Genomic DNA, 23,448 nt, shown 5'->3' on the forward strand with positions numbered 1-23,448 from the left:
ACTTAAAGACTGTCACCTTCCACACAGAAGGTGTGGATTGAAATGCCCTCTATGACTTTTACTTTATATTTTTTAGGGTCAAGTCACCTTCCACACAGAAGGTGTGGATTGAAATTCGAAGAGGTTTAGCAACCCTTGTAAAAACTTGCGGTCACCTTCCACACAGAAGGTGTGGATTGAAATGCTGTAATATCCATCTTCAAGACATTCTTTTTTAGGTCACCTTCCACACAGAAGGTGTGGATTGAAATCGACTGTGGTTGAGTTTATCATTAATGGTGCAATGTCACCTTCCACACAGAAGGTGTGGATTGAAATAACGGGCGAAGGCTACGAATTTGTCAAAAACACGTCACCTTCCACACAGAAGGTGTGGATTGAAATCCTGAATAATCGTAATTTTCGTAGTCGCCTCCGGGGTCACCTTCCACACAGAAGGTGTGGATTGAAATTTATCGAGCATACCAGTATATTGTCCGACTGTTTGTCACCTTCCACACAGAAGGTGTGGATTGAAATCGACTTTAGGTCGAACTTCCTCAATCTCAACTCGTCACCTTCCACACAGAAGGTGTGGATTGAAATCCACATGGTCGATTATGATTGCCTTTTTCCCCGGGTCACCTTCCACACAGAAGGTGTGGATTGAAATAAGTGGCAAAACCACTTATATGAATAAATGGGTGTTGTCACCTTCCACACAGAAGGTGTGGATTGAAATCATCATTATCAATAATGCCGTTTGGATATGTAGCGTCACCTTCCACACAGAAGGTGTGGATTGAAATGCAACCGTCATATTTTTTAAAAAAATTAATCATTGAGTCACCTTCCACACAGAAGGTGTGGATTGAAATAAAAATGAAATATGACATACGACTTAATTTGTGAAGTCACCTTCCACACAGAAGGTGTGGATTGAAATTCTTCAACCATAAGCCTGATGAACTCTTCCGCACGTCACCTTCCACACAGAAGGTGTGGATTGAAATCCCTTTTCAACTTGTTTCATAAACAAAAATCGGTAGGTCACCTTCCACACATAAGGTGTGGATTGAAATACGGCTATTATAATAAGCCTGATAAGGAGGTGCGGTCACCTTCCACACAGAAGGTGTGGATTGAAATTGCTCATAATCAACGCCCTGCGGAATTTCACCAAACGTCACCTTCCACACAGAAGGTGTGGATTGAAATCTGTTGACTTTATAATTGATACGCTGTCGCTCTGGCGTCACCTTCCACACAGAAGGTGTGGATTGAAATCTCTAATAATTCTGATTGTCAGAAGTGTAATAGAGTACAAAGGAAAGAAGGAATCGTAATGTATGTTGAGCTTAAAAATATAAATAAAACCTTTGGCAATTACAAGGCTTCTGATAATGTTAATTTCGGAATTGAGCAGGGCAAGCTTATAGGACTTTTAGGCCCGTCAGGTAGCGGAAAAACTACAATTTTGAGAATGATAGCAGGACTTGAAACTCCTGACAGCGGTGAAATAATTATTGACGGCAAGGTTGTAAATGATATTCCTGCAAGTAAAAGAGGCATTGGCTTTGTATTTCAGAACTATGCACTTTTCAGATATATGACAGTTTTTGATAACATTGCCTTTGGCTTAAAAATTCAGAAAAAGGATAAGAAGTTTATCAAGGAAAGAGTAAACGAGCTTGTTGAGCTTATCGGATTAAAGGGACTTGAAAAGCGTTATCCAAGCCAGCTTTCAGGCGGTCAGAAACAGAGGGTTGCCTTTGCAAGAGCGTTAGCACCAAACCCAACACTTTTGCTTCTTGATGAGCCTTTTGCGGCTATTGACGCAAAGGTAAGGCAGGAGCTTCGCTCTTGGCTTAAAGAAATGATTGAAAAGCTTGGTGTAACAAGTATATTTGTTACACACGATCAGGACGAGGCGATTGAAGTTGCCGATGAAATCATTATTACCAACAAAGGCAGAATTGAGCAGATAGGTACTCCGATTGAAATTTATCAAAAGCCGCAGACTTCGTTTTCGGCATCATTTTTTGGTCAAACAACTGTGCTTGATGATTACACAAAATTCAGAACATTTGATGTGGTTGACGGTGCAGAAAAAGCCATTGTGCGACCTGAGTTTATAAAAATAACAAAGCTTAATGAGTCATTCAGACAGAAAGCCTCTGTATCTGTCGGTGAAGTGATTAGCACCGCTTTCAGAGGAAACAATATTGAAATTACCGTAAAATGTGACGGCGGAATTATCAGGGGCGTAAGAGGTCTTGAAGAGCCTGCTGTGACTGTGGGAGAAAAGGTAAATGTATTTTTGTACAGATTATTCGTTACAAAGGGCGATGAGGTATTTATACTTGAAAACAAATCGCTTGCAGAAGAATCAGTTATTATTTAATTTCAGCACACCGATTGAAAAAATCGGTGTGTTTGCTTTAGAATGGATTTGAATGAATAATATTGACATTATTTGTTGATAAGAGTATAATAAAACATATTAATTTAGTAGGTTTAATATGAAATACTCTTTGCGGTTGACTGACAGAGTATAATTGTTTTTGGGTGAAACTGATGTATTGCATAAGCGTTAATTATAAAAATTCTGATGTGAATATAAGAAAAAAGCTTGCCTTCTCTGAAAGCGTACAAAAGAATTTTCTTGCAGAATTTATTACAGATGAAAATGTCAGCGAGTGTCTGATAGTTTGTACCTGCAACAGAACAGAACTGTACTTTTGCGGAAATGAGCAGAGTGTGAGTATTGCAGAAAATCTGCTTTCAAGATACTGTGGTATAGACTGCGATTTATTGAAAAAGCATCTGTATTTGTTCTACGCAGATAAGGCTGTATGTCATCTTTTCAGGGTTGCAAGCGGCATTGAATCAATGGTTATTGGTGAAGATGAAATACTTGGGCAAATCAAGCTTGCCTACACATCTGCAAAGGATATGGGTATGACAGGCTACGAGCTTAATATGACTTTTCAGTCTGCAATGGCTTGTGCCAAAAAGATTAAAACTCAAACTGCACTTTCAAAAACTTCGGTATCAACTGCAACTCTTGCAGGCAATGAAATTGCACACTTTAAGGACAGAGTAAATGTTCTTGTTATCGGTGCAACAGGTAAAATCGGAACTACACTTGTAAAAAATCTGTTGTCATACAAAAATGTAACTGTTACAGCAACCTCAAGAAAGCACAAGGCTCAGACTGTGCAAAACAGACAGAGTATTGCCATAGCCGACTATGCCGACAGATACAGTTATATTGACTCTGCCGATTGTGTGGTGAGTGCAACAGCAAGTCCGCACTATACTATTACATATTATGACTTAAAGCAAAGCATAAAAACTGACAAGCCAAGGCTTTTTATTGATTTAGCTGTACCGCCTGATATTGACAGTACGGTAGAGCAAATAAAAGACTTGCGGCTTATTGGCATAGATTATTTTGAGAAGCTGGCTAAGGGTAATAATGAATTAAAACTTGACAGCGTTGAGAGTGCAAAGGAAATTATCAGGGAAGAATGTGATGTTCTGAAAAAGGATATTGCCTTTCATAATTTTTTGCCTTATATGCAGACTGTTAAAAATAAGCTTAGCGAAAATTCTTTAGAAGAAATAATATATAAATTCAAGGCTAATTTGCCTTCAGATGAATTTATAAAAATACTTGACGCTTTCAAAAGCTGTGGAGAAAAGATATAATGGCATATTTTCCGTTTTATATTGATATAGAAAATAAAAATATTCTTGTGGTAGGCGGCGGAACGGTTGCGTTGCGAAAGATTGAAAAACTGCTTCCGTTTAATCCCAAAATTACTGTGGTATCACCTAAAATAAACAAAGAAATTTTAAAACTTGATGTAAAAATAATTGAGCATGAATTTATAGACAGTGATTTGGAAAATGCTTTTTGTGTTATTAGTGCTACCGATAACGAGCAGATCAACGCACATATTTTTGAACTTTGCAAGGCGAAAAATATACTTGTAAATACAGTTGATGACAAGGAAAAATGCGGATTTATTTTCCCTGCCATAGCAAAGAAAAATTCCGTTACCGCAGGAATTACCACTTCGGGTAAAAGTCCGATATTTGCAAAGTACTTAAAAGAACAGTTCTTGAATTTACTTGAGAGTACAAACGATGAAACCGCAGAAATCCTCTGGCACTACAGAGATTATATAAAGAAAAATACCGCTGATGAAGAAGTGAGAAAAAGGGTGTTTTCAAAGCTTATGAATATGTGCATTTGCGGTGAAAAAATAAATAATGACATTGTAGATAAAATCATAAAGGAACAAAGCTGATATGAAAATTAAAATAGGCACACGAAAAAGCAAGTTAGCACTTGCCCAGACGGAAATGTTTGCAAATGCTTTGAAAAGCAAATTTTCAGATTTGGAAATAGAAATAGTGCATATTTCAACAAAGGGTGATAAAATACTCGACAAACCGCTTGCAATGATAGGCGGTAAGGGTGTGTTTATATCTGAACTTGAAAATGCGTTACAAAGCGGTGAGGTGGATATGGCAGTGCATAGTGCCAAGGATTTACCTCTTGAGCTTGCTCAGGGTCTTGAAATATCCTCGGCACTACAGCGTGGTAATTACAGAGATGTACTTCTTACAAGAAATGATAAACCTATAAGCAACAGTTCGAATTTTGTAGTTGGCACAGGAAGCCTAAGACGCCAAGGCTTTATCAAAAAATTATATCCCCTTGTTCAGATTAAAGATATAAGAGGAAATGTTGACACACGAATAAAAAAGCTGTTAAATAATGAGTATGACGGTATTATTCTTGCGGCGGCAGGGCTTGAAAGACTTTCTCTTTATAACAGCAGCGATTATACCGCAACACCGTTTGAACCAACAGCTTTTTTGCCGGCACCTTGTCAGGCAATTATAGTTGCAGAGAGCAGAAAAAACAGCGTGGTATCAGATATGCTCAGAAAAGTATGTCATTCACAAACTATGTTTGAATTTGAAACCGAGAGGCAGATTCCAAAGCTTCTTAATGCTGACTGCGGTATGCCTGTTGGTGCGTATTCAAAGGTAAAAGACGGCCGAATTGAGCTTACAGTTTCAACGGACTGCAAACATATTGTGACAGACAGTGCAGATATAAAAGACAGATTTATTCTTGCAAAAAGGCTGGTGGAAAAGCTATGAATAAAGGAAAGGTATATCTTGTAGGTGCCGGCTGCGGTGACTATGATTTAATTACTCTGCGTGGGCAGAACTGCCTTAAAAAAGCTGAAGTTGTGGTATATGACAGCCTTACGGATAAGCTGTTGCTTGAGTATGCAGACAGCAGTGCAGAGAAAATTTGTGTTGGCAAGAGGGCAGGCAGACACAGCGAAAAGCAGGAGAATATCAATGAAATTTTAATAGCTAAGGCTAAAGAGGGAAAAACGGTTGTGCGTCTTAAAGGCGGTGACCCTTTTGTTTTTGGCAGAGGAGGAGAAGAGGTACAGGCACTGCAAAACGCAGGCATACAGTATGAAGTAGTGCCCGGTATTTCCTCGGCAATAGCAGTTCCCGAGTTAGCCGGAATCCCTGTAACACACAGGAATTTAAGCCGCAGTGTGCATATAATCACAGGTCATACGGCACAGGATACCTTGCCCGAAAATATAAGAGAGTACGCAAAGCTTGACGGAACACTTGTTTTTCTTATGGGACTTAGAAAACTGCCTGAGATTGTAAGCGGTCTTGTCACAAACGGAAAGAACGAAAGCACACCCGTTGCCATTGTTTCAAACGGTGCATACGCAAAGGATAGCACAGTTAGGGGCACACTGAAAAACATATGTCAGCTTGCTGAGCAGAGCAAGGCAGAGCCGCCTGCAATAATTATTGTGGGCGAGGTAGCCGGTTTTGATTTTTCAGCTACCATAGAAAAACCGCTTAAAAATATCAATGTAGCTGTTACAGGCACTCATAAGCTTTCGTCAAAGCTTGGCAGAGAGCTAATGGCACTCGGTGCAAGAATTAACTGCATTGATTATCTAAGCGTTAAAGAGTATCAGCAAAATACTCAGCTTGACAACGCACTGCAAAATATTGATAATTATAATTACATAGTGCTTACAAGTATGAACGGTGCAGAAATTTTTATTAAAAGATTGAGAGCGTTAAAGCTTGATGTACGCAAGCTTTGCAATGTAAAATTTGCCGTTATAGGCAGCGGTACAGCCGGTGTTCTTGAAAAATACGGAATTTTTGCAGATATTATTCCAAAGGTTTATACTTCTGTGGATTTGGGCAATCTTTTGGCAGATACAGTAAAAGCAGATGAGCGAGTGCTTATTATGCGTGCCGAAAATGGGTCAAGAGAGCTTACGCAAATTTTAAGCGATAGCAATGTCAGCTATGATGATGTAAAAACATATGATATTTTGTCAGAGAAAAACTCAGAGGCAAGCACAATTACCGCTGATTACATAACCTTTGCAAGCTCATCGGGTGTAAACGCATTTTTTGAAAGCGGATATACCATTTCAGACAATACAAAAATTGTCTGCATAGGAGAGATAACCGCAAAGGCACTAAGCAGTCATAATATAAGCGACTACAAAATTGCCAGAACAAAAGATGTGGTCGGAATTATAAATACAATTATTTCAGATGTAAAAAAGAGAGTGGTTTAAATGAGAAGATTCAGACGACTGAGAGCAAATGAAAATATCCGCAGCCTTGTGCGTGAAACAAGAGTAGATAAGGGCGATTTGATTTATCCTATTTTTGTTGCCGAGGGAGAAAATATAAAAAAGCCTGTTGAGTCCATGCCGAATGTATATCAGTATTCACTTGACAGAGTAGATGAAATTTTAGCGGAAATAGTTGAAAGCGGAATTGCGGGCATTCTTATTTTCGGTATTCCACAGCATAAGGACGAAATTGCAAGCGGTGCTTACGATGAAAACGGAATTACCCAGCAGGCAATCCGTTACATCAAGGTGAAATATCCGTCAATGCTTATAATTGCCGATGTCTGCCTTTGTGAATATACAAGCCACGGCCATTGCGGTGTTGTATGTGGTCATAAAATTTTAAATGACGAAACCTTGCCTTTGCTTTCAAAAATGGCTGTAAGCCTTGCTAAGGCGGGTGCGGATATTATTGCACCGTCGGATATGATGGATGGCAGGGTGTCGGCTATCAGAAGTGCACTTGACGAAAACGGCTTTATTGACACACCTATCCTATCATACAGTGCAAAATTTGCTTCTGCATATTATTCACCGTTCAGAGATGCCGCCGAGTCTGCACCTGAATTTGGCGACAGAAAGAGCTATCAGATGGACTATGCAAACGGTAAAGAGGCTCTGCGTGAGATTGAAGATGACATTGAGGAGGGTGCCGATATGGTTATGGTAAAGCCTGCACTTGCATACCTTGATGTGGTAAAAGCCGCAAGCGAACGATTTGATTTGCCGCTTGTTGCATACAATGTAAGCGGTGAATACGCTATGGTTAAGGCAGCGGCTGAAAAAGGCTGGATTGATGAAAAAAAGATTGTTTCAGAAAATTTAATTGCCATAAAAAGAGCCGGTGCAGATATTATCATTACTTACCACGCACTTGACGCCGCAAAGTGGATTGATGAATTTTATAAGTAAGGGGTGCAGAAATGAATACTCAGAAATCGGAAAAGCTATACGAAGAGGCTCAACATTTTATGCCGGGCGGAGTAAACAGCCCTGTTCGTGCGTGCCGTTCTGTGGGCAGAGCACCACTGTTTATTGACCATGCAAAAGGTTCTAAAATTTATGATGTTGATGGCAATGAGTATATAGATTATATCTGTTCATGGGGGCCGAACATTCTCGGACACGCTAATGAAAGAGTTATAAATTCAGTCACCCAAACTTGCCGACAGGGGCTTACTTTTGGTGCTTGTCACAGCGGTGAAATTGAGCTTGCACAGCTTATTAAAAAGCATTTTCCGTCAATGGAAATGCTCAGACTTGTTAATTCAGGCACAGAGGCTGTAATGAGTGCAATTCGTGCCGCAAGAGGATATACCAAAAGAGATAAAATTATTAAGTTTGAGGGTTGTTATCACGGCCATTCGGACGGCTTGCTTGTAAAGTCGGGTTCAGGACTACTCACAAATTCTATACCCGACAGTGCAGGCGTTCCAAAGGGTTATACTGACAATACCTTGCTTGCAAAGTACAATAATAAAGAGTCTGTTGAAAAGCTTTTTGAAGAACATGGCGATGACATTGCCTGTGTGATTGTTGAGCCTTGTGCTGCAAATATGGGTGTTGTACCACCGAAAGAGGGATTTTTGCAGTTTTTGAGAGATATAACTCTTAAATACAATTCTCTGCTTATTTTTGATGAGGTTATTACAGGCTTTCGCCTTAGCATTGGCGGTGCTCAGAAATATTATAATGTTACACCTGACCTAACTACACTCGGCAAAATTGTTGGCGGAGGTATGCCGTTGGCTGTATATGGCGGTAAAAAAGAGGTAATGCAATGCGTTGCTCCTCTTGGCTCGGTGTATCAGGCAGGCACACTTTCGGGCAATCCTGTGGCAGTAAGTGCAGGAATTGAAACTCTGAAAATTCTTGAGGAAAACGAAAAAGAAATCTATACAAGACTTGAGGAAATTTCTGCTCAGCTTGAAAATGCCATGAAAGAATCGGGAATGAATGTGAATCGTGTAGGTTCAATTATGACGGTGTTCTTTACTGATGAAAAGGTAAAAGATTATGATACAGCCAAAACTGCTGATACCGCTCGCTTTGCCGAGTATTTCAGACATATGCAGGACAACGGCATATATACCGCTCCGTCACAGTTTGAGGCAATGTTCGTTTCCTTTGCACATACCGATGAGGATATAGATAAAACTATAGAGGCTATCAGGAATTTAAAATAAAACACAAACAAAAAAGGTGCAGCGATTTTGCTGTACCTTTTTGTATATTACACAGCCTTAGCCTGTGCAATGATTTCGTTTTGTCTGTAATGCTCGGCAATTTCTGCAAGAGTTATACTTTCGGCATAGTTTTGGAGGTACGCTGACATTGCACCCCAAAGTTTGTCGTTTATCAGTTCCATCATAATGTCGCTGCGGTCTTTGCTGTCAAAGTAAACATCGTTGAGCACTCGTGTGTCAAGAGCGTTTATGATGTCTTTAAAAGTAATACTTGTAAAATCCTTTGCAATTACATATCCGCCGTTGAGCCCTTTCTGACCTCTTATAAGTCCTGCCGAGGTGAGAGAGGGGAGTATTTGCTCAAGATATTTTTTAGAAATATTGTGTCGCTTGGCAATGTCCGGAGCAGTAACCGCACAGCCGTTTTGAGAATACACAGCTATGTCGATTATTGCCATAATGCCAAACTCCACTTTTGTTGATATTTTCAATTAATCAGCCCCTTATACAGTAGAAAAGCCTGTTTTGGAGCAGAATATGCCTGACTAAGCGTATTAATTATAGATTAACATTTTTTTAAAGAAAAATCAATACCTACTAAACAAATAAGCATTGTATATAATGACATATTTTAGCAAAATATGAAATAAAAATTGTTAAAAAGGGAAATTCCTACAAAACCTATTGAAATAGTAAGTTAAATGCGTTATAATCTACAGTATCATCTTGCAGATAAGCTTTTGCAGGATAAGCATTGACTAAGCAATTTTGATTTAAAAGGGATGGGAAGCTTATGGAGTTTAATACAGCATTATTACACAAAAATTTTAGCGGTGATAAGGCGTCAGGCTCTACTATGACTCCTATTTATCAGGTAAGTGCATTTTCGCACAGCTCTGCCGAACAGCTTGAAAAGGTGTTTAATAATAAAGCACCTGGATATGCTTACTCAAGAATAGGCAATCCTACGGTGGCTTCATTTGAAAACCGAATTGCTGCCCTTGAAAACGGTGCAGGTGCTGTTGCGTGTTCGTCAGGTATGGCGGCAGTTACAATGGCACTTCTTAATATATTGGAGTCCGGTGATGAAATAATCGTTGGTGCAGGCCTTTTTGGCGGAACTATTGATTTGCTCAGGGATTTAGAGCCGTTTGGTGTTACCGCACATTTTGTGGAGGAGGTTACACCAAAGAATATAGAGCCGCTTATAAATGAACACACTAAAGCGGTGTTTGCCGAGCTTATCGGCAATCCAAAGCTTGATGTTGTAGATATTGAGTCTGTGGCACAGCTTGTGCATAGCTACAATATACCGTTGATTATAGACAGCACAACAGCAACACCGTATCTTGTACACCCAATAGATTTTGGTGCTGACATTGTTGTTCATTCAACTTCAAAGTATATCAACGGCGGAGGAAACGCAATAAGCGGAATAATAATTGACAGCGGCAAGTTTGAATGGAATACAGAAAAGTATAAAGGCTTAGAGCCATATAAAAAGTACGGTAAGCTTGCTTATCTTGCAAAGCTGAGAAACGGCATATGGCGAAACTTCGGTTGTTGTCTTGCACCGTTTAATGCTTTTCTAAATTCTGTGGGTCTTGAAACCTTGGGACTCAGAATGGAGCGTCTTTGTAGCAATTCGTTACAGCTTGCAGAATTTTTTGAATCGCAGGACGGTGTAGAGGTTAATTATCCCGCACTTAAAAGCTCTGAGTATTACACACTTTCTCAAAAGCTTTTAAAGGGAAAGGGCGGAGCAATTTTAACCATAAGAGTAGGCAGCAAGGAAAAAGCCTTTGAGCTTATCAATAATTTAAAGTTTGCAACTAATGCTACAAATATCGGTGACACACGAACATTGGTAATTCATCCGTCAAGCACAATTTACGCACACAGTACAGTACAACAAAAAGAAAGTGCGGGTGTGTTTGACGACACAATAAGAATAAGCGTTGGAATAGAGGACATTGCAGATTTAATAGAGGACTTTAAAAATGCAATAAGTAAAATAAACAATTAGTTTTGGGGGATTCAAAATGGCAGTTGATTATTCAACATTGAAAAAAGGCGGATTTATGCGTCAAAAGCAAAAGAATAATTTCTCACTCCGTTTAAGAGTAGTAGGCGGAAGTCTTACAGCAAAGCAGCTTGCAAAGATTGCCGAGGTAGCTGAAAATTTCGGTGACGGCTATGTACATCTTACCTCAAGACAGAGCGTTGAAATTCCTTTTATTAAACTTGATGATGTAGAAAATGTTAAGGCAGCACTTGCCGAGGGCGATGTTGAGCCCGGTGTGTGCGGTCCGAGAGTAAGAACAATTACAGCTTGTCAGGGTCAGGCAATATGCCCAAGCGGTTGTATTGACACATATGCACTTGCAAAGGAGCTTGATGAAAGATATTTTGCAAAGGAGCTCCCTCACAAGTTTAAGTTTGGTATTACAGGCTGTCAGAATAACTGCCTTAAATCTGAGGAAAACGACCTCGGCATTAAGGGTGGTATAAAGGTTGACTGGAAAGAAAGCAATTGTATCGGCTGCGGAGTTTGCGTAAAGGCTTGCCGACAGGGTGCTATCACTCTTGAGGATGGAAAAATTTCCGTTGACAAGTCAAAGTGTAATTTCTGTGGCAGATGCTTTAAGGCTTGCCCGACAGATGCATGGGATACCGTTCATGGCTACATAGTTTCATTCGGCGGACTTTTCGGTAATTCAATCAACAAGGGTGAAACAATTATTCCTTTTATTGAGGATAAGGAAAAGCTTTTGAAAATCTGCGATACGGCTGTTAATTTCTTTGAAGAAAACGCAAAGCCGAGCGAACGCTTTAAGTTCACCATCGACAGAGTAGGCAGAGAAAAATTTGAAGAGAAGATTTTGGAGGCGTACAATGGCTGATTTTATTATTGACGATACAGTAGATATTACCGATGTTGTTTGCCCAACAACATTTGTAAAGGCAAAAGTAGCTCTTGAGGAGCTTGACGAGGGTCAGATTTTAAGTGTTAAAATGAATGACGGTGAGCCTGTGCAGAATGTTCCGAGAAGCATTAAGGAAGAGGGACACCAGATTTTAAAGCTTATTGATAATGAGGACGGTACTTATAATCTTATAGTTAAAAAGGTTGGTGATTAAATGCCGGCAAGAGTTAGTGCAAACGATTTTGAACAAGAGGTTTTGCAGGCTGATAAAACAGTTCTGGCTGATTTTTATTCAGACAGCTGTGTGCCTTGCAAAAGACTTTCTCCTGTACTTTATGCTCTTGAAGAAGAGTACGGTGAAAAGCTCAAGGTTGTAAAAATTAATATAAATTTTGATTCTGATCTTGCAGAAAGATACGAAGTGCAGGCAGCACCTACCTTGGTTTTCTTTAAAAACGGCAAGGAAGAGGCAAGACTCAGAGGTGCTGTAAAGCAAGCGGAAATTAAAGAAGCTATTGAAAAATTAATTTAAAGGGGTTATTATTATGACAATCACAGTTGCAGGAAATAAAAAGGAAGTAGCAGAAGGACTTACAGTAGCACAGCTTATTATTGACGAGGATGTTGAAACACCTGAGTATGTAACAGTAAGCGTAAACGATGAATTCCTTGCAAGCGGTACTTTTGAGGAAACCGTACTCAAGGACGGAGATGTAGTAGAATTTCTTTATTTCATGGGAGGCGGTCAGTAATGGCATTTACAAACGAACAGCTTGAGCGTTATTCCCGTCACATCATTCTCAAAGAGGTTGGTGCAAAGGGTCAGAAAAAATTGCTCAATGCTAAAGTACTTATTATTGGTGCAGGCGGACTTGGTGCTCCTGTAGCAATGTATCTTGCGGCTGCCGGTATTGGTACAATCGGCATTGCAGATGCAGACGAGGTTGACCTTTCAAACCTTCAGCGACAGATTATTCACGCTACAAAGGATGTGGGCAAGCCAAAGGTAGAGTCTGCTAAGGAAACTATGGAGGCTATGAATCCTGATGTTACGGTAAAAACTTACCATACATTTGTTACAAGTGAAAATATAATGGATCTCATCAAGGATTACGATTTTATCATTGACGGTACAGATAATTTTCCGGCAAAGTTCCTTATTAATGATGCTTGTGTAATGGCTAAGAAGCCTTTCTCACACGCAGGTATTATCAGATTTCAGGGACAGCTTATGACATATGTACCGGGTGAAGGTCCTTGCTACCGTTGCGTATTCAAGAACCCACCGCCAAAGGATGCAGTTCCTACCTGTAAGCAGGCAGGCGTAATCGGTGCAATGGGCGGTGTTATCGGCAGCTTGCAGGCAATGGAGGCTATCAAGTATATTCTTGGCAAGGGCGATTTGCTCACAGGATATTTACTTACTTATGATGCACTTAAAATGGAGTTTAGAAAAATCAAGCTTCCGAGCAATACACATAATTGTGCAGTATGCGGTGATCATCCTACAATTACTGAGCTTATCGACTACGAACAGGCAGAATGTGACGGTGTTCATTTATGATTAAATTATCAAAAGCTGATTATAATAAAATTGTGGCTCACGCAGAAAGTGAGTTGCCTAACGAGGCTTGCGGATTGATTGCAGGTGCGGTTGACGGCGAAAATAAGGAGATTAAAAAGGTTTATCTTCTTACAAATATCGACCATTCAAACGAGCATTTTTCACTTGATCCAAAGGAACAGCTTACAGCGGTAAAGGATATGCGTCAGAATGGTTTAGTACCTCTTGGTAACTGGCATTCGCATCCGGAGTCACCGTCAAGACCGTCCGATGAGGACAAGCGTCTTGCATATGACAGCAAGGCAAGCTATATGATTCTGTCACTTATGGACAGAGAAAACCCTGTGCTCAATTCATTTAAAATCAACGGCACAGAGTCAGAAAAGGAAGAATTAGTTATTTACTAAACAAGGAGGGTAATTATGTACGACATAGTTATAATCGGAAGCGGACCGGCAGGTTTGTCTTCGGCTATTTACGCTCAGCGTGCAGGACTAAAGGCTGTAGTAATTGAGAAAAATTATCTTGGCACAGGTCAGATTGCAGAAAGTGAGCGTGTAGATAATTACCCGGGTTTATATGGTGAAAACGGCTTTGATTTAGGCGAAAAATTCAGATCTCACGCAGAAAGCCTTGGTGCTGAGTTTGTGGAGGGCGAGGTTACAGAAATTATTCCTAACAATAATGACTACAGCATTAAGCTTGACAATGGCAATACCATTGATACTCACACCGTAATTTACGCTGTCGGCACAGAACGCAGAAAGCTTATGGTTGAGGGCGAAAAGGAATTTTCAGGCAGAGGAGTATCTTATTGTGCGGTTTGTGATGCTGCCTTTTATAAAGATAAGGTAACAGCTGTTGCAGGCGGAGGAGATACCGCTCTTGGCGATGCGGCTTTGCTTTCTAAATTTGCCAAAAAGGTATATCTTATTCACCGCAGAGATAAATTCAGAGCCAACAAAACCTTACAGCAAAAGGTTGAGAGTATTCCTAATGTTGAAATATTACTCGATTCGCAGATTACTAAAATCAGCGGAGCTAACAAGGTTGAATCAATCAGTGTTTTACAAAACGGAAACGCTAATGAAATTAAGGTTGACGGTGTATTTGTGGCAGTCGGCAGTGTGCCAAATTCAGCACTGCTAAAGGATTTGGCAGATATTGACAGCAATGGCTATGTTATTGCAGACGAGGATGGCATAACCTCAGCAAAGGGAATTTTTGTTGCAGGCGATGTTCGCACTAAAAAGCTAAGACAGGTTGTAACTGCTGTATCTGACGGTGCAAATTGCGTATTGTCAGCTGAAAACTATCTTGAAAATAAATGAAATGTGAGTGTAAAGGGAGAGGAAGCCTATGAAAATTGAAAAATTAAGTACGGACATTCTGATAATAGGCGGAGGTACAGCCGGCTGTTATGCCGCACTCACTATTTCGGAAAATTCCGATAAAAAGGTTTTGATTTGTGAAAAAGCACATATCAAACGCAGCGGCTGCCTTGCGGCAGGAGTAAATGCACTTAACGCATATATCGTTGAGGGCAGAAAGCCGCAGGATTATGTTGATTATGCAAAGAAAGATGCAGACGGTATTGTAAGAGAAGATCTTCTTTTGACAATGTCAGAAAAGCTTAACGAGGTAACAGATAGACTTGAAAAGTTGGGTCTGGTTATTTTAAAGGATAAGAACGGTAAGTATGTTACAAGGGGTAATAGAAACCTTAAAATAAACGGTGAAAACATCAAGCCTATCCTTGCTGCGGCTGTTGAAAAAGCAAAAAATGTTGAAATTCTTAACAGAGTAAATATCATTGATTTTGCTGTAAAAGAAAATAAAATTAACGGTGCTTACGGAATTGGCATTGAAAATGATACTTTTTACATAATAGAGGCAAAGGCTGTTATTGTTGCCACAGGTGGTGCTGCCGGTCTTTATAAGCCGAATAATCCGGGCTTTTCAAGGCATAAGATGTGGTATCCGCCGTTTAACACAGGTGCAGGCTATGCAATGGGTATTAATGCAGGAGCAGAGATGACAACATTTGAAATGCGTTTTATTGCTCTCCGTTGTAAAGACACCATTGCACCAACGGGTACACTTGCACAGGGTGTGGGTGCAAAACAGGTGAATTCACTTGGCGAGGTATATGAAACCAAATATGGACTCACCACCTCGGAACGAGTTTACGGTACAGTGAATGAAAATCAGGAGGGCAGAGGTCCTTGCTATCTTCGTACAGAGGGCATTACTCCTGAGCAGGACGAGTCACTTTTAAAAGCGTATCTCAATATGGCACCATCGCAGACTATCAAGTGGATAGAAAGCGGAAAGAATCCGTCAATGCAGAATGTTGAAATTGAGGGAACAGAGCCGTATATTGTAGGCGGTCACACCGCAAGCGGATATTGGGTTGACACCAAAAGAGCCACAACGATTGACGGCTTGTTTGCGGGTGGTGATGTTGCAGGAGGCTGCCCGCAGAAGTATGTTACAGGTGCACTTGCAGAGGGTGAAATTGCAGGTATGTCGGCTGTTGAGTATGTGAACAATCACGCACAAGCACCACAGCTTGACAAAGAAACTACAGATAAGCATATTGCTGAGGTTGAGGGCTTTTTGACAAAGAGAAACAACCGTTACTCAACAGAACAGCTTGAAGAAGCAATGCAGACTGTAATGGACAGCTATGCAGGCGGTATAAAAACAAATTACCGTTTTAATGAAAAGCAGCTTGATATTGCGGACTATAAAATAAAACAGCTTATCAAGCTTTCCGACAGTTTGTATGCAGAGAATTTTCAGGAACTTATGTATATTTATGAGCTTAGAGAAGGGAGGGCTATTTCTAATGAAAGGTTTATTAAAGTTTATTACCTGCGGAAGTGTGGATGACGGTAAATCTACACTCATAGGTCATATTCTGTATGATGCAAAATTAATTTATGCCGACCAGGAAAAGGCTCTTGAGCTTGACAGTAAGGTTGGCAGCCGTAACGGTGACATTGACTATTCACTTTTGCTTGACGGACTTATGGCTGAGCGTGAGCAGGGCATTACTATTGATGTTGCTTACCGTTATTTTACAACCGATAACAGAAGCTTTATTGTAGCCGATACTCCCGGACACGAGGAATACACAAGAAATATGGCTGTTGGTGCGTCATTTGCAGACCTTGCCGTAATTCTCATTGATGCTTCTCAGGGTGTGCTTGTGCAGACAAGACGCCACGCAAGAATCTGTAAGCTTATGGGTATAAGACATTTTGTTTTTGCAGTAAATAAAATGGATCTTGTAAAATACAGCGAGCAGCGTTTTAATGAAATCGTAGCTCAGATTGATGAGCTTAAAAAAGAACTTTCTCTTGAAAATATCTACATTATTCCGCTTTCTGCCACAGAGGGCGACAATGTAACTGTAAAGTCAGAGAACATTCCTTGGTATAGCGGTGTACCACTTCTTGAATACCTTGAAAAGGTAGATGTTACAGCATCTGAAGAGGAAGAGGGCTTTTATCTTCCTGTACAGAGAGTATGCCGTCCTGACCACACCTTCAGAGGCTTTCAGGGTCAGATTGAATCAGGCAGTATAAATGTAGGTGATGAGATTATCGCATTGCCGAGCAATGAAAAAGCTAAGGTTAAGCAGATTCTTGCAGCCGGCAACGATGTTAAAACTGCCTTCAAGGGACAGCCTGTTACAATTACACTTGATAAAGAAGTTGATGTTTCAAGAGGCTGTGTTCTTGCAAAGGACACAAAGCTTGCGTCATATCAGAAACTCAATGTTTCTATCCTTTGGATGGATGATGAACCGCTTGCGGTCGGTACAGACTACCTTGTAAAACTTGGCACAAAGACAATCAGCGGTATTATCACAGGCATTGAATACGCAGTTGATGTAAACACAGGCGAGCATATCAAGGCAGATACTTTAAACAAAAACGGTATTGCCGTATGTAACCTTTTGCTTACTGAACCGATTGTGGCAGACTTGTTCTCTGCACATAAAACCTTAGGTGAGCTTATCCTTATAAACCGTGTAACCAATATGACATCTGCCTGCGGTGTGGTTGAAAAGGTAAGCCAGAAGGGTGTATCAGGCTCAGAAAAGGCTTCATTCAAGTACGGCGACCTTGAGGCAAGAGGAGATATTTTTGAGGAATTCTACTATGATACTTCAAGCCTTAATGTGCTTAAATATCAGCCTGTAAGGGAAACCTATACTGTCAGAGATGAAATTCCGACAAGCGGTGACAGCTATTCTTATCCGGACAGCTTTGATATTATTGTTCTGCGTGATCTTGTTGCAGTCAGCGTACGCAACAAGGTTATTACAGCAATTACTTCTGTAGATGATTACAAATACAGTGGTGTGCCTGTTATCAATGGCAGAGGCTTTGAGATTTTAGCAAACAGCGATGAAGAAATCAAAGCTATGCTTGACGAGTACAAAAAGCTTGAAGATATTAACGATTCAGCGTTCTTTGCAAAGTGGGTTAAATTCAATACCTACAGAAAAATTGTAATTCAAAAGCTATAAACCACCATAATACATACATTGACCGCTCTGAGTTATGCTCAGGGCGGTTTTTCATCAGGTGCAGGGTGTGTAAAGGTCAATTATAAAACTTATATATATATCAATTTTTTGCCTTATAGAAAAGTTTATATATACACCCTGATACACCTTGCAACTATTGCTAAATATTGTTTATGAACAGTCATATTATGCACAAGTTGTTAAGGCTTTATAAATTTATATAGGATATGACAGTTTACAACGCTATTTTCAGGGGTGATATTTTCAAACATTGTGCTACAGCACAAAGAAATTTGTGCATAAAAGAGTTGCACTAATAAAATATCGTGGTATAATAATGGCATAAACAAAAGAGATTTCAAAGCAATGGGGCTTCGTTAAACACGAAGTCCCATTTGTGATTTGATAGGGTATGATTTGAAAGGATGATAATTATGACACCAGAGAAAATCGTTGAAAACCATAAAAAATATGTGCTTCAGTCATGGAGCAAGCAGGGTAATTTAAACCCGATTCCGGTTGCTAAGGCAGAGGGAATTTACTTTTACGATTTTGACGGAAACAGATATACAGATATGTCGTCACAGCTTGTAAACCTTAACTTAGGCTACGGTAACAAAGCTATTGGCGATGCAATCAAAGAGCAGGTTGATAAGTTCTGTTTTGTTGGCCCTTCATATGCAACAGAAGCAAAGTCAACACTCGCAGAAATGATTATCAATCTTCTTCCGGACAGCTTTGGCAAAGTATTCTTTACAAATGCCGGTGCAGATGCAAACGAGAATGCAGTTAAGATTGCAAGAATGTTTACAGGCAGAAACAAAGTATTCAGCCGCTACAGAAGCTACCATGGTTCTTCATTCGGTGCAGGTAATCTTACAGGTGAACCGAGAAGATATCCGCTTGAGCCGGGTATTCCGGGCTTTGTAAAATTTTTTGACCCATATGTTTACAGAGAGGCTATTGAGTTTGAGTCTGAAGAAGCTGCTACAAAGTATTACCTTACAAAATTAAGAGAGCAGATTATTTACGAAGGCCCTGACAGCGTTGCCGCAATCGTTATGGAAACAATTACAGGTTCAAACGGTGTAATCATTCCTCCTAAGGGTTACTTACCGGGTGTAAGAAAGATTTGTGATGAGTTTGGTATCCTGATGATTTGCGATGAGGTTATGGCAGGCTGGTGCAGAACAGGTAAGATGTTCGCATTCCAGAACTTCGATGTGGTTCCTGATATTGTAACCTTTGCAAAGGGCGTTACCTGTGGTTATGTTCCACTCGGTGGTGTTGCGGTATCTCAGAAAATTGCAGATTACTTTGACGATCATCTTCTTTCCTGTGGCCTTACATACAGCGGTCATCCACTTGCTTGTGCAGCCGGTGTTGCTTGTGTAAACTACTACAGCGAAGCTAAAATTCTTGATAATGTAAACAAGGTCGGCAAGGTGCTCGGTGAAATTCTTGAAGAAATGAAAGAGAAGCATCCTTGCGTTGGTGATGTAAGATATATCGGCTTGTTCTCAGCTATTGAGCTTGTAAAGGACAAGAAAACAAAAGAACCGTTAGTTCCGTACGGCAAGGACGAAAAGGGCATTATGGGCAGTCTTGTAGGAATGCTCAAGAAGAAAAAGTTTATGACCTATTCACACGAAAATATGCTCTTTGTAAACCCACCGCTTATCATTACTGAGGAACAGATCAGAGAAGAAATGGTAAAGATGGATGAAGTTCTTACTTATGTTGACAACGAATTGCTTTGATACTATAATATTTAAAAATTTGAAAAGCAGGAGATATTAAAATGTCACATTTTGTAGTTCCAAATCATATAATTGTAGGCAACGGCGTTCTTGATGAGGCAGCACCGCTTTTAAAGATAATGGGCAGCAAGGCATTTATTGTAACCGGCAGACACATTGCAGTTTCTCATATGATGCAAGAGCTTACAACATTACTTGATACAAATGATATAGAATATGTTATTTTCAACGGCATTACAGGTGAGCCTGATGATGTAATGATTAATAACGGTGTGAAAATGCTAAAAGCTTCAGGCTGTGATTTTATTATCGGCATTGGCGGTGGCAGTCCACTTGATTCGGCAAAGGCAATCGCAGCTATGGCAGTAAATGATGGCAGCATTGCAGACTTTAGCGGAAAGGAAATTACAGGCGAAATTTTACCGCTTGTTGCAATTCCTACCACCGCAGGTACAGGCAGTGAGGCAACTAAGTTTACAGTAATTACAGACTCAAAAAAGCAGATTAAAATGCTTTTAAAGGGTGATGTGCTTATTCCAAAGCTTGCCATTGTTGACAGCAAATTTACTGCAAATGCACCAAAGAGTGTTACCGCAGCCACAGGACTTGACGCATTGACACATGCAGTTGAGGCATATACCTCTAAAAAGGCATTTTCAATGACAGATACGCTTGCAGTTTCTGCTGTAAAGAGAATTATGAAATATTTGCCAATCGCTTATAATGAGCCTGACAATGCAGAGGCAAGGGAGCAGATGAGTATTGCAGCTCTTGAAGCAGGCATTTGTATTAATAATTCAAGCGTAACCATTGTTCACGGAATGAGCCGACCGATTGGTGCATTCTTCCATGTACCTCACGGTATGTCAAACGCAATGCTCTTAAAGGAATGTTTAAGCTTTGCAGTATCGGGTGCATATGAAAAATTTGCAAACCTCGGCAGAGTAACAGGTGTTGCAGATAGTGATGATTCAGACTCGGCAGCAGCCGAAAAGTTCATTGACTCATTACAGAGCATTTGTGATATATGCGAAATTCCAACTCTTGAGAAGTACGGCATAGACAGGGATGAGTATTATTCAAGAATACCTAAGATGGCTATTGACGCAGTAGCAAGCGGAAGTCCGGGTAATACAGTAAAACTCGTTACCGAGGACTATTGCATAGAAATTTACAAAAAGCTATATGCTTAACGCATAAAAACTAAAGATTACCGGCACAGCAAAGACGCAGTGAAAACTCAACTTTGCTGTGCTTTTTTTATTATTCGGGAGGTAAGATATATGAATTTGAACAGCGAAGCAATTATGAAAAATGATGTTGAAATCGCTATAAATAATGTGTCGGTGGTGTTTAAGGATAATCAGGGTAACGATGTTAAGGCACTTGATAATGTAGATTTTGACATTCACAAGGGAGAATTCATTTCACTTCTCGGCCCATCAGGTTGTGGCAAAACAACCCTTTTAAGAACTATTGCCGATTTGCTTGAGCCAACATCGGGCAATGTAAGAGTAAGTAATATGACTCCTAAGGAAATCAGATTAATGCAGAAATTCGGAATTGTATTTCAGAATCCTGTGCTTTTTGAGTGGAGAACAGTTAAAAAGAACATTGAACTTCCGCTTGAGATTATGGGTTACTCAAAGAAAGACAGATCCGACAGAGCAGACGAAATGCTCGAAATGGTAGGACTTACAAAGTTTGCCGACCATTATCCACAACAGCTTTCAGGTGGTATGCAGCAGAGAGTTGGTATTGCAAGAGCCTTTGGCATCAGACCTGAAATTCTATTAATGGACGAGCCGTTCTCGGCACTTGATGAGTTTACAAAGGAAAAGCTCCACCTTGACCTTTTAAATATCTGGGAAAAAACAAATAAGACAATCGTATTTGTAACCCACAATATTCAGGAGGCGGTTTTCCTTTCAACAAGAATTTGTGTGCTTTCTCCTCATCCCGGCAGACTGTCGGCAGTTGTAAATGCCGATCTGCCATATCCACGAACAATAGATATGAGAGATACATCTCATTTTGGCGAACTTGTTTCAAAGGTAAGAAATAGCTTTGAGGGTGGTAGCTTATGATGAAGATGATTAAAAAAATTAAAAGCTCCAAGGCTCCGGTAACGCTGGTGTGGGTGCTCGGTATATTGGTTATATGGGAAATATTTGCCTTTATAGTAGCCGCAACAAAGCGTACTCCGGAGAACATTATGCCGCATATTTGGCAGATAGCATATTCATTCATTGACCCAAAGCCTGTGGCAAACGGTATGAGTTGTTTGCAGGTTGTGCTTGTAAATGCAGGACAAACTCTTTCAAGAGCGGGACAGGGATTTTTTATCGGTACTTTGATTGGATTTGGACTTGCAATTTTGATGAAACTTTCAAATACAGTCAATAAAATTGCAGCACCGTACCTTATGCTTATTCAGCTTATTCCTATTCTCGGTATGGCACCAATCATTCTTGCAATGACTCACGACATCGGTTCAAGCCGAATCATCATTGCGGCAATCCTTACCTTCTATCCTGTGGCAACAAACACACTCGCAGGACTTAACTCAGTAGAAAAGCAAAAATATGAGCTTATGTATTCATACGCAGCAAAAAAATCTACGGTTTATTTTAAGATGCTTATTCCTTCCTGTATCCCGTATTTCTTTACAGGATTAAAAATAGCAGCACCAATGGCAATCACAGCTTCAATCCTTGTAGATACCTTGCAGGGTGACGGCGGACTTGGTTGTATGCTTTCTCAGTCACTTAAACACGCAATGTCAATATATGTTTTCTGGGATATTGTAGTGTTCAGTGCAGTAATCGGTGTGCTCAGCTGTTCGCTTATGGGCTGGATAGAAAAAGGAGTTTCACCACTCAAGCGTATTGAACGCAAAACAAAAAAGAAAAAGGAGGCGGTCTAATTGATCAGAAGAAGAAAAAGCCTGTGGCAAAAGCTCAAGGAAAACCGAGCTGCTCAGGCAATCAGCAGTATTTTGCTTCCGGTATTGTTCGGCGTTCTGATTATCGTCTTGTGGCAGGGACAAATTCTTCATAAGCTTTTCAATACAGACACTAATACTTTACCGCTTCCGTCAAGAATATGTCACATCATTTTAGACAATATTCCAACCTTTGCACAAAATGCACTATATACAATTATAGTTGCAGTTGCAGGACTTTTGATTGGTTCAATTATCGGCTATCTTATTGCAGTATTTGCCGCAACCTTTCAGAAGTGGGGCAAGGGCGGTCTTACAATAGTAGGTGCATTCAATGCTATTCCAATCGTTGCTCTTGCACCGGTTATGACTAACTGGACAAAGGACATCAGCAGTGACCCTAACATTAGAAGTATGTTTGCAAAAACTCTTGTTGTAATGATTGTGTGCATTGCAAGTATGAGTATAAACGCATACAGAGGCTTAACAGAATTAAAGCCGTTCTCACTCGACCTTATGTCATCATATGCGGCAAAGAAAAGTACAGTTTTCTTCAAGCTAAGACTTCCTAACTCAGTTCCGTATGTATTCACAGCATTGAGAGTAAGCGTTCCAATCAGCATTATCAGTGCGGTTGTATCGGAATACTTTGCAGAATACATAGTAGGCGTTGGCAGAGAAATACGAGAAAACATTGTGTTGGGTCAGTATCCGACAGCATGGGCATACATTGTAGTTGCTTGTTTAATAGGACTTTTAATGTACGGTGTGCTTATGCTTGTGGAATCAATAGTACTCAAGAAACGCAGAATTAAATAAT

Annotated in this window: 23 protein-coding genes and 1 CRISPR repeat array; of the genes, 22 read left to right on the plus strand and 1 reads right to left on the minus strand. The window is 40.1% G+C overall.

The window, feature by feature from the left end; all coding sequences use genetic code 11:
• The first annotated feature begins 11 nt into the window (after nucleotides 1-11).
• Nucleotides 12-1,266: a CRISPR direct-repeat array (repeat unit 33 nt; unit sequence GTCACCTTCCACACAGAAGGTGTGGATTGAAAT).
• A 58-nt stretch (nucleotides 1,267-1,324) separates the two neighbouring features.
• The 7 genes from ACJMMI_RS03520 (at nucleotide 1,325) to hemL (ending at nucleotide 8,890) form a co-directional block, all read left to right on the plus strand.
• On the plus strand, nucleotides 1,325-2,383 hold the full coding sequence (locus ACJMMI_RS03520) for a sulfate/molybdate ABC transporter ATP-binding protein (protein WP_405353619.1): 1,059 nt from the start codon (nucleotides 1,325-1,327) through the stop codon (nucleotides 2,381-2,383).
• Nucleotides 2,384-2,556: 173 nt separating this feature from the next.
• The gene (hemA, locus tag ACJMMI_RS03525) at nucleotides 2,557-3,693 is read left to right on the plus strand and encodes a glutamyl-tRNA reductase (RefSeq protein ID WP_405353620.1); all 1,137 of its coding nucleotides are present in this window, start codon (nucleotides 2,557-2,559) and stop codon (nucleotides 3,691-3,693) included.
• Nucleotides 3,693-4,298 (plus strand): bifunctional precorrin-2 dehydrogenase/sirohydrochlorin ferrochelatase, encoded by a 606-nt coding sequence (locus ACJMMI_RS03530; protein ID WP_405353622.1) that lies wholly within the window; start codon nucleotides 3,693-3,695, stop codon nucleotides 4,296-4,298. Before hemA ends, ACJMMI_RS03530 begins: the two co-directional genes overlap by 1 nt.
• A gap of 1 nt (nucleotide 4,299) precedes the next feature.
• Nucleotides 4,300-5,163 carry a hydroxymethylbilane synthase gene (gene hemC, locus ACJMMI_RS03535; protein ID WP_405353624.1) on the plus strand — a complete coding sequence of 288 codons (864 nt, stop codon included), beginning with the start codon at nucleotides 4,300-4,302 and terminating at the stop codon, nucleotides 5,161-5,163.
• A complete protein-coding gene (gene cobA, locus ACJMMI_RS03540) occupies nucleotides 5,160-6,644 on the plus strand; it encodes a uroporphyrinogen-III C-methyltransferase (protein ID WP_405353626.1) in 1,485 nt (494 codons plus the stop codon). Before hemC ends, cobA begins: the two co-directional genes overlap by 4 nt.
• Complete coding sequence (hemB, locus tag ACJMMI_RS03545; protein ID WP_405353628.1) at nucleotides 6,645-7,616, plus strand: porphobilinogen synthase; 972 nt, start codon at nucleotides 6,645-6,647, stop codon at nucleotides 7,614-7,616.
• A gap of 11 nt (nucleotides 7,617-7,627) precedes the next feature.
• Nucleotides 7,628-8,890 (plus strand): glutamate-1-semialdehyde 2,1-aminomutase, encoded by a 1,263-nt coding sequence (gene hemL, locus ACJMMI_RS03550; protein WP_405353630.1) that lies wholly within the window; start codon nucleotides 7,628-7,630, stop codon nucleotides 8,888-8,890.
• A 47-nt stretch (nucleotides 8,891-8,937) separates the two neighbouring features.
• Here the strand turns inward: hemL and ACJMMI_RS03555 are convergent, their stop codons facing one another.
• A complete protein-coding gene (locus tag ACJMMI_RS03555) occupies nucleotides 8,938-9,381 on the minus strand; it encodes an RrF2 family transcriptional regulator (protein WP_405353631.1) in 444 nt (147 codons plus the stop codon).
• 302 nt (nucleotides 9,382-9,683) lie between these two features.
• On the opposite strand from ACJMMI_RS03555, the gene ACJMMI_RS03560 reads away from it, so the two are divergent.
• The 15 genes from ACJMMI_RS03560 (at nucleotide 9,684) to ACJMMI_RS03630 (ending at nucleotide 23,447) form a co-directional block, all read left to right on the plus strand.
• Nucleotides 9,684-10,916, plus strand: coding sequence for an O-acetylhomoserine aminocarboxypropyltransferase/cysteine synthase family protein (locus tag ACJMMI_RS03560; protein ID WP_405353633.1), 1,233 nt, complete (start codon nucleotides 9,684-9,686; stop codon nucleotides 10,914-10,916).
• 16 nt (nucleotides 10,917-10,932) lie between these two features.
• A complete protein-coding gene (locus ACJMMI_RS03565; protein ID WP_405353635.1) occupies nucleotides 10,933-11,793 on the plus strand; it encodes a 4Fe-4S binding protein in 861 nt (286 codons plus the stop codon).
• The gene (locus ACJMMI_RS03570; RefSeq protein ID WP_294656742.1) at nucleotides 11,786-12,031 is read left to right on the plus strand and encodes a sulfurtransferase TusA family protein; all 246 of its coding nucleotides are present in this window, start codon (nucleotides 11,786-11,788) and stop codon (nucleotides 12,029-12,031) included. The genes ACJMMI_RS03565 and ACJMMI_RS03570 overlap by 8 nt, the downstream gene beginning before the upstream one ends.
• Entirely contained in the window at nucleotides 12,032-12,349 is a 318-nt protein-coding gene (gene trxA, locus ACJMMI_RS03575; RefSeq protein WP_405353637.1) for a thioredoxin, read from the plus strand. It abuts the gene before it with no gap.
• 13 nt (nucleotides 12,350-12,362) lie between these two features.
• The gene (thiS, locus tag ACJMMI_RS03580; protein WP_022235256.1) at nucleotides 12,363-12,569 is read left to right on the plus strand and encodes a sulfur carrier protein ThiS; all 207 of its coding nucleotides are present in this window, start codon (nucleotides 12,363-12,365) and stop codon (nucleotides 12,567-12,569) included.
• Nucleotides 12,569-13,381 carry a thiazole biosynthesis adenylyltransferase ThiF gene (gene thiF / locus ACJMMI_RS03585; protein ID WP_022235257.1) on the plus strand — a complete coding sequence of 271 codons (813 nt, stop codon included), beginning with the start codon at nucleotides 12,569-12,571 and terminating at the stop codon, nucleotides 13,379-13,381. The genes thiS and thiF overlap by 1 nt, the downstream gene beginning before the upstream one ends.
• Nucleotides 13,378-13,788: a M67 family metallopeptidase gene (locus ACJMMI_RS03590; protein WP_405353640.1), complete on the plus strand. Its 411-nt coding sequence runs from the start codon at nucleotides 13,378-13,380 to the stop codon at nucleotides 13,786-13,788. The genes thiF and ACJMMI_RS03590 overlap by 4 nt, the downstream gene beginning before the upstream one ends.
• 15 nt (nucleotides 13,789-13,803) lie before the next feature.
• Nucleotides 13,804-14,712 carry an NAD(P)/FAD-dependent oxidoreductase gene (locus ACJMMI_RS03595; protein ID WP_405353642.1) on the plus strand — a complete coding sequence of 303 codons (909 nt, stop codon included), beginning with the start codon at nucleotides 13,804-13,806 and terminating at the stop codon, nucleotides 14,710-14,712.
• Nucleotides 14,713-14,740: 28 nt separating this feature from the next.
• Complete coding sequence (locus ACJMMI_RS03600; RefSeq protein WP_405353644.1) at nucleotides 14,741-16,276, plus strand: adenylyl-sulfate reductase subunit alpha; 1,536 nt, start codon at nucleotides 14,741-14,743, stop codon at nucleotides 16,274-16,276.
• Entirely contained in the window at nucleotides 16,233-17,924 is a 1,692-nt protein-coding gene (locus tag ACJMMI_RS03605; protein ID WP_405353646.1) for a sulfate adenylyltransferase subunit 1, read from the plus strand. Before ACJMMI_RS03600 ends, ACJMMI_RS03605 begins: the two co-directional genes overlap by 44 nt.
• Before the next feature lie 434 nt (nucleotides 17,925-18,358).
• The gene (locus tag ACJMMI_RS03610; protein ID WP_405353648.1) at nucleotides 18,359-19,684 is read left to right on the plus strand and encodes an aminotransferase class III-fold pyridoxal phosphate-dependent enzyme; all 1,326 of its coding nucleotides are present in this window, start codon (nucleotides 18,359-18,361) and stop codon (nucleotides 19,682-19,684) included.
• 41 nt (nucleotides 19,685-19,725) lie between these two features.
• The gene (locus tag ACJMMI_RS03615) at nucleotides 19,726-20,877 is read left to right on the plus strand and encodes an iron-containing alcohol dehydrogenase (protein WP_405353650.1); all 1,152 of its coding nucleotides are present in this window, start codon (nucleotides 19,726-19,728) and stop codon (nucleotides 20,875-20,877) included.
• A 90-nt stretch (nucleotides 20,878-20,967) separates the two neighbouring features.
• Nucleotides 20,968-21,771 (plus strand): ABC transporter ATP-binding protein, encoded by an 804-nt coding sequence (locus ACJMMI_RS03620; protein WP_405353652.1) that lies wholly within the window; start codon nucleotides 20,968-20,970, stop codon nucleotides 21,769-21,771.
• Nucleotides 21,768-22,610, plus strand: coding sequence for an ABC transporter permease (locus ACJMMI_RS03625; protein ID WP_405353653.1), 843 nt, complete (start codon nucleotides 21,768-21,770; stop codon nucleotides 22,608-22,610). The genes ACJMMI_RS03620 and ACJMMI_RS03625 overlap by 4 nt, the downstream gene beginning before the upstream one ends.
• Nucleotides 22,611-23,447, plus strand: coding sequence for an ABC transporter permease (locus ACJMMI_RS03630; RefSeq protein WP_405353655.1), 837 nt, complete (start codon nucleotides 22,611-22,613; stop codon nucleotides 23,445-23,447).
• The last annotated feature ends 1 nt before the right edge of the window (nucleotide 23,448 follow it).

It is taken from the genome of Ruminococcus sp., from assembly GCF_045129435.1.
Taxonomy (GTDB): Bacteria; Bacillota; Clostridia; order Oscillospirales; family Acutalibacteraceae; genus Ruminococcoides.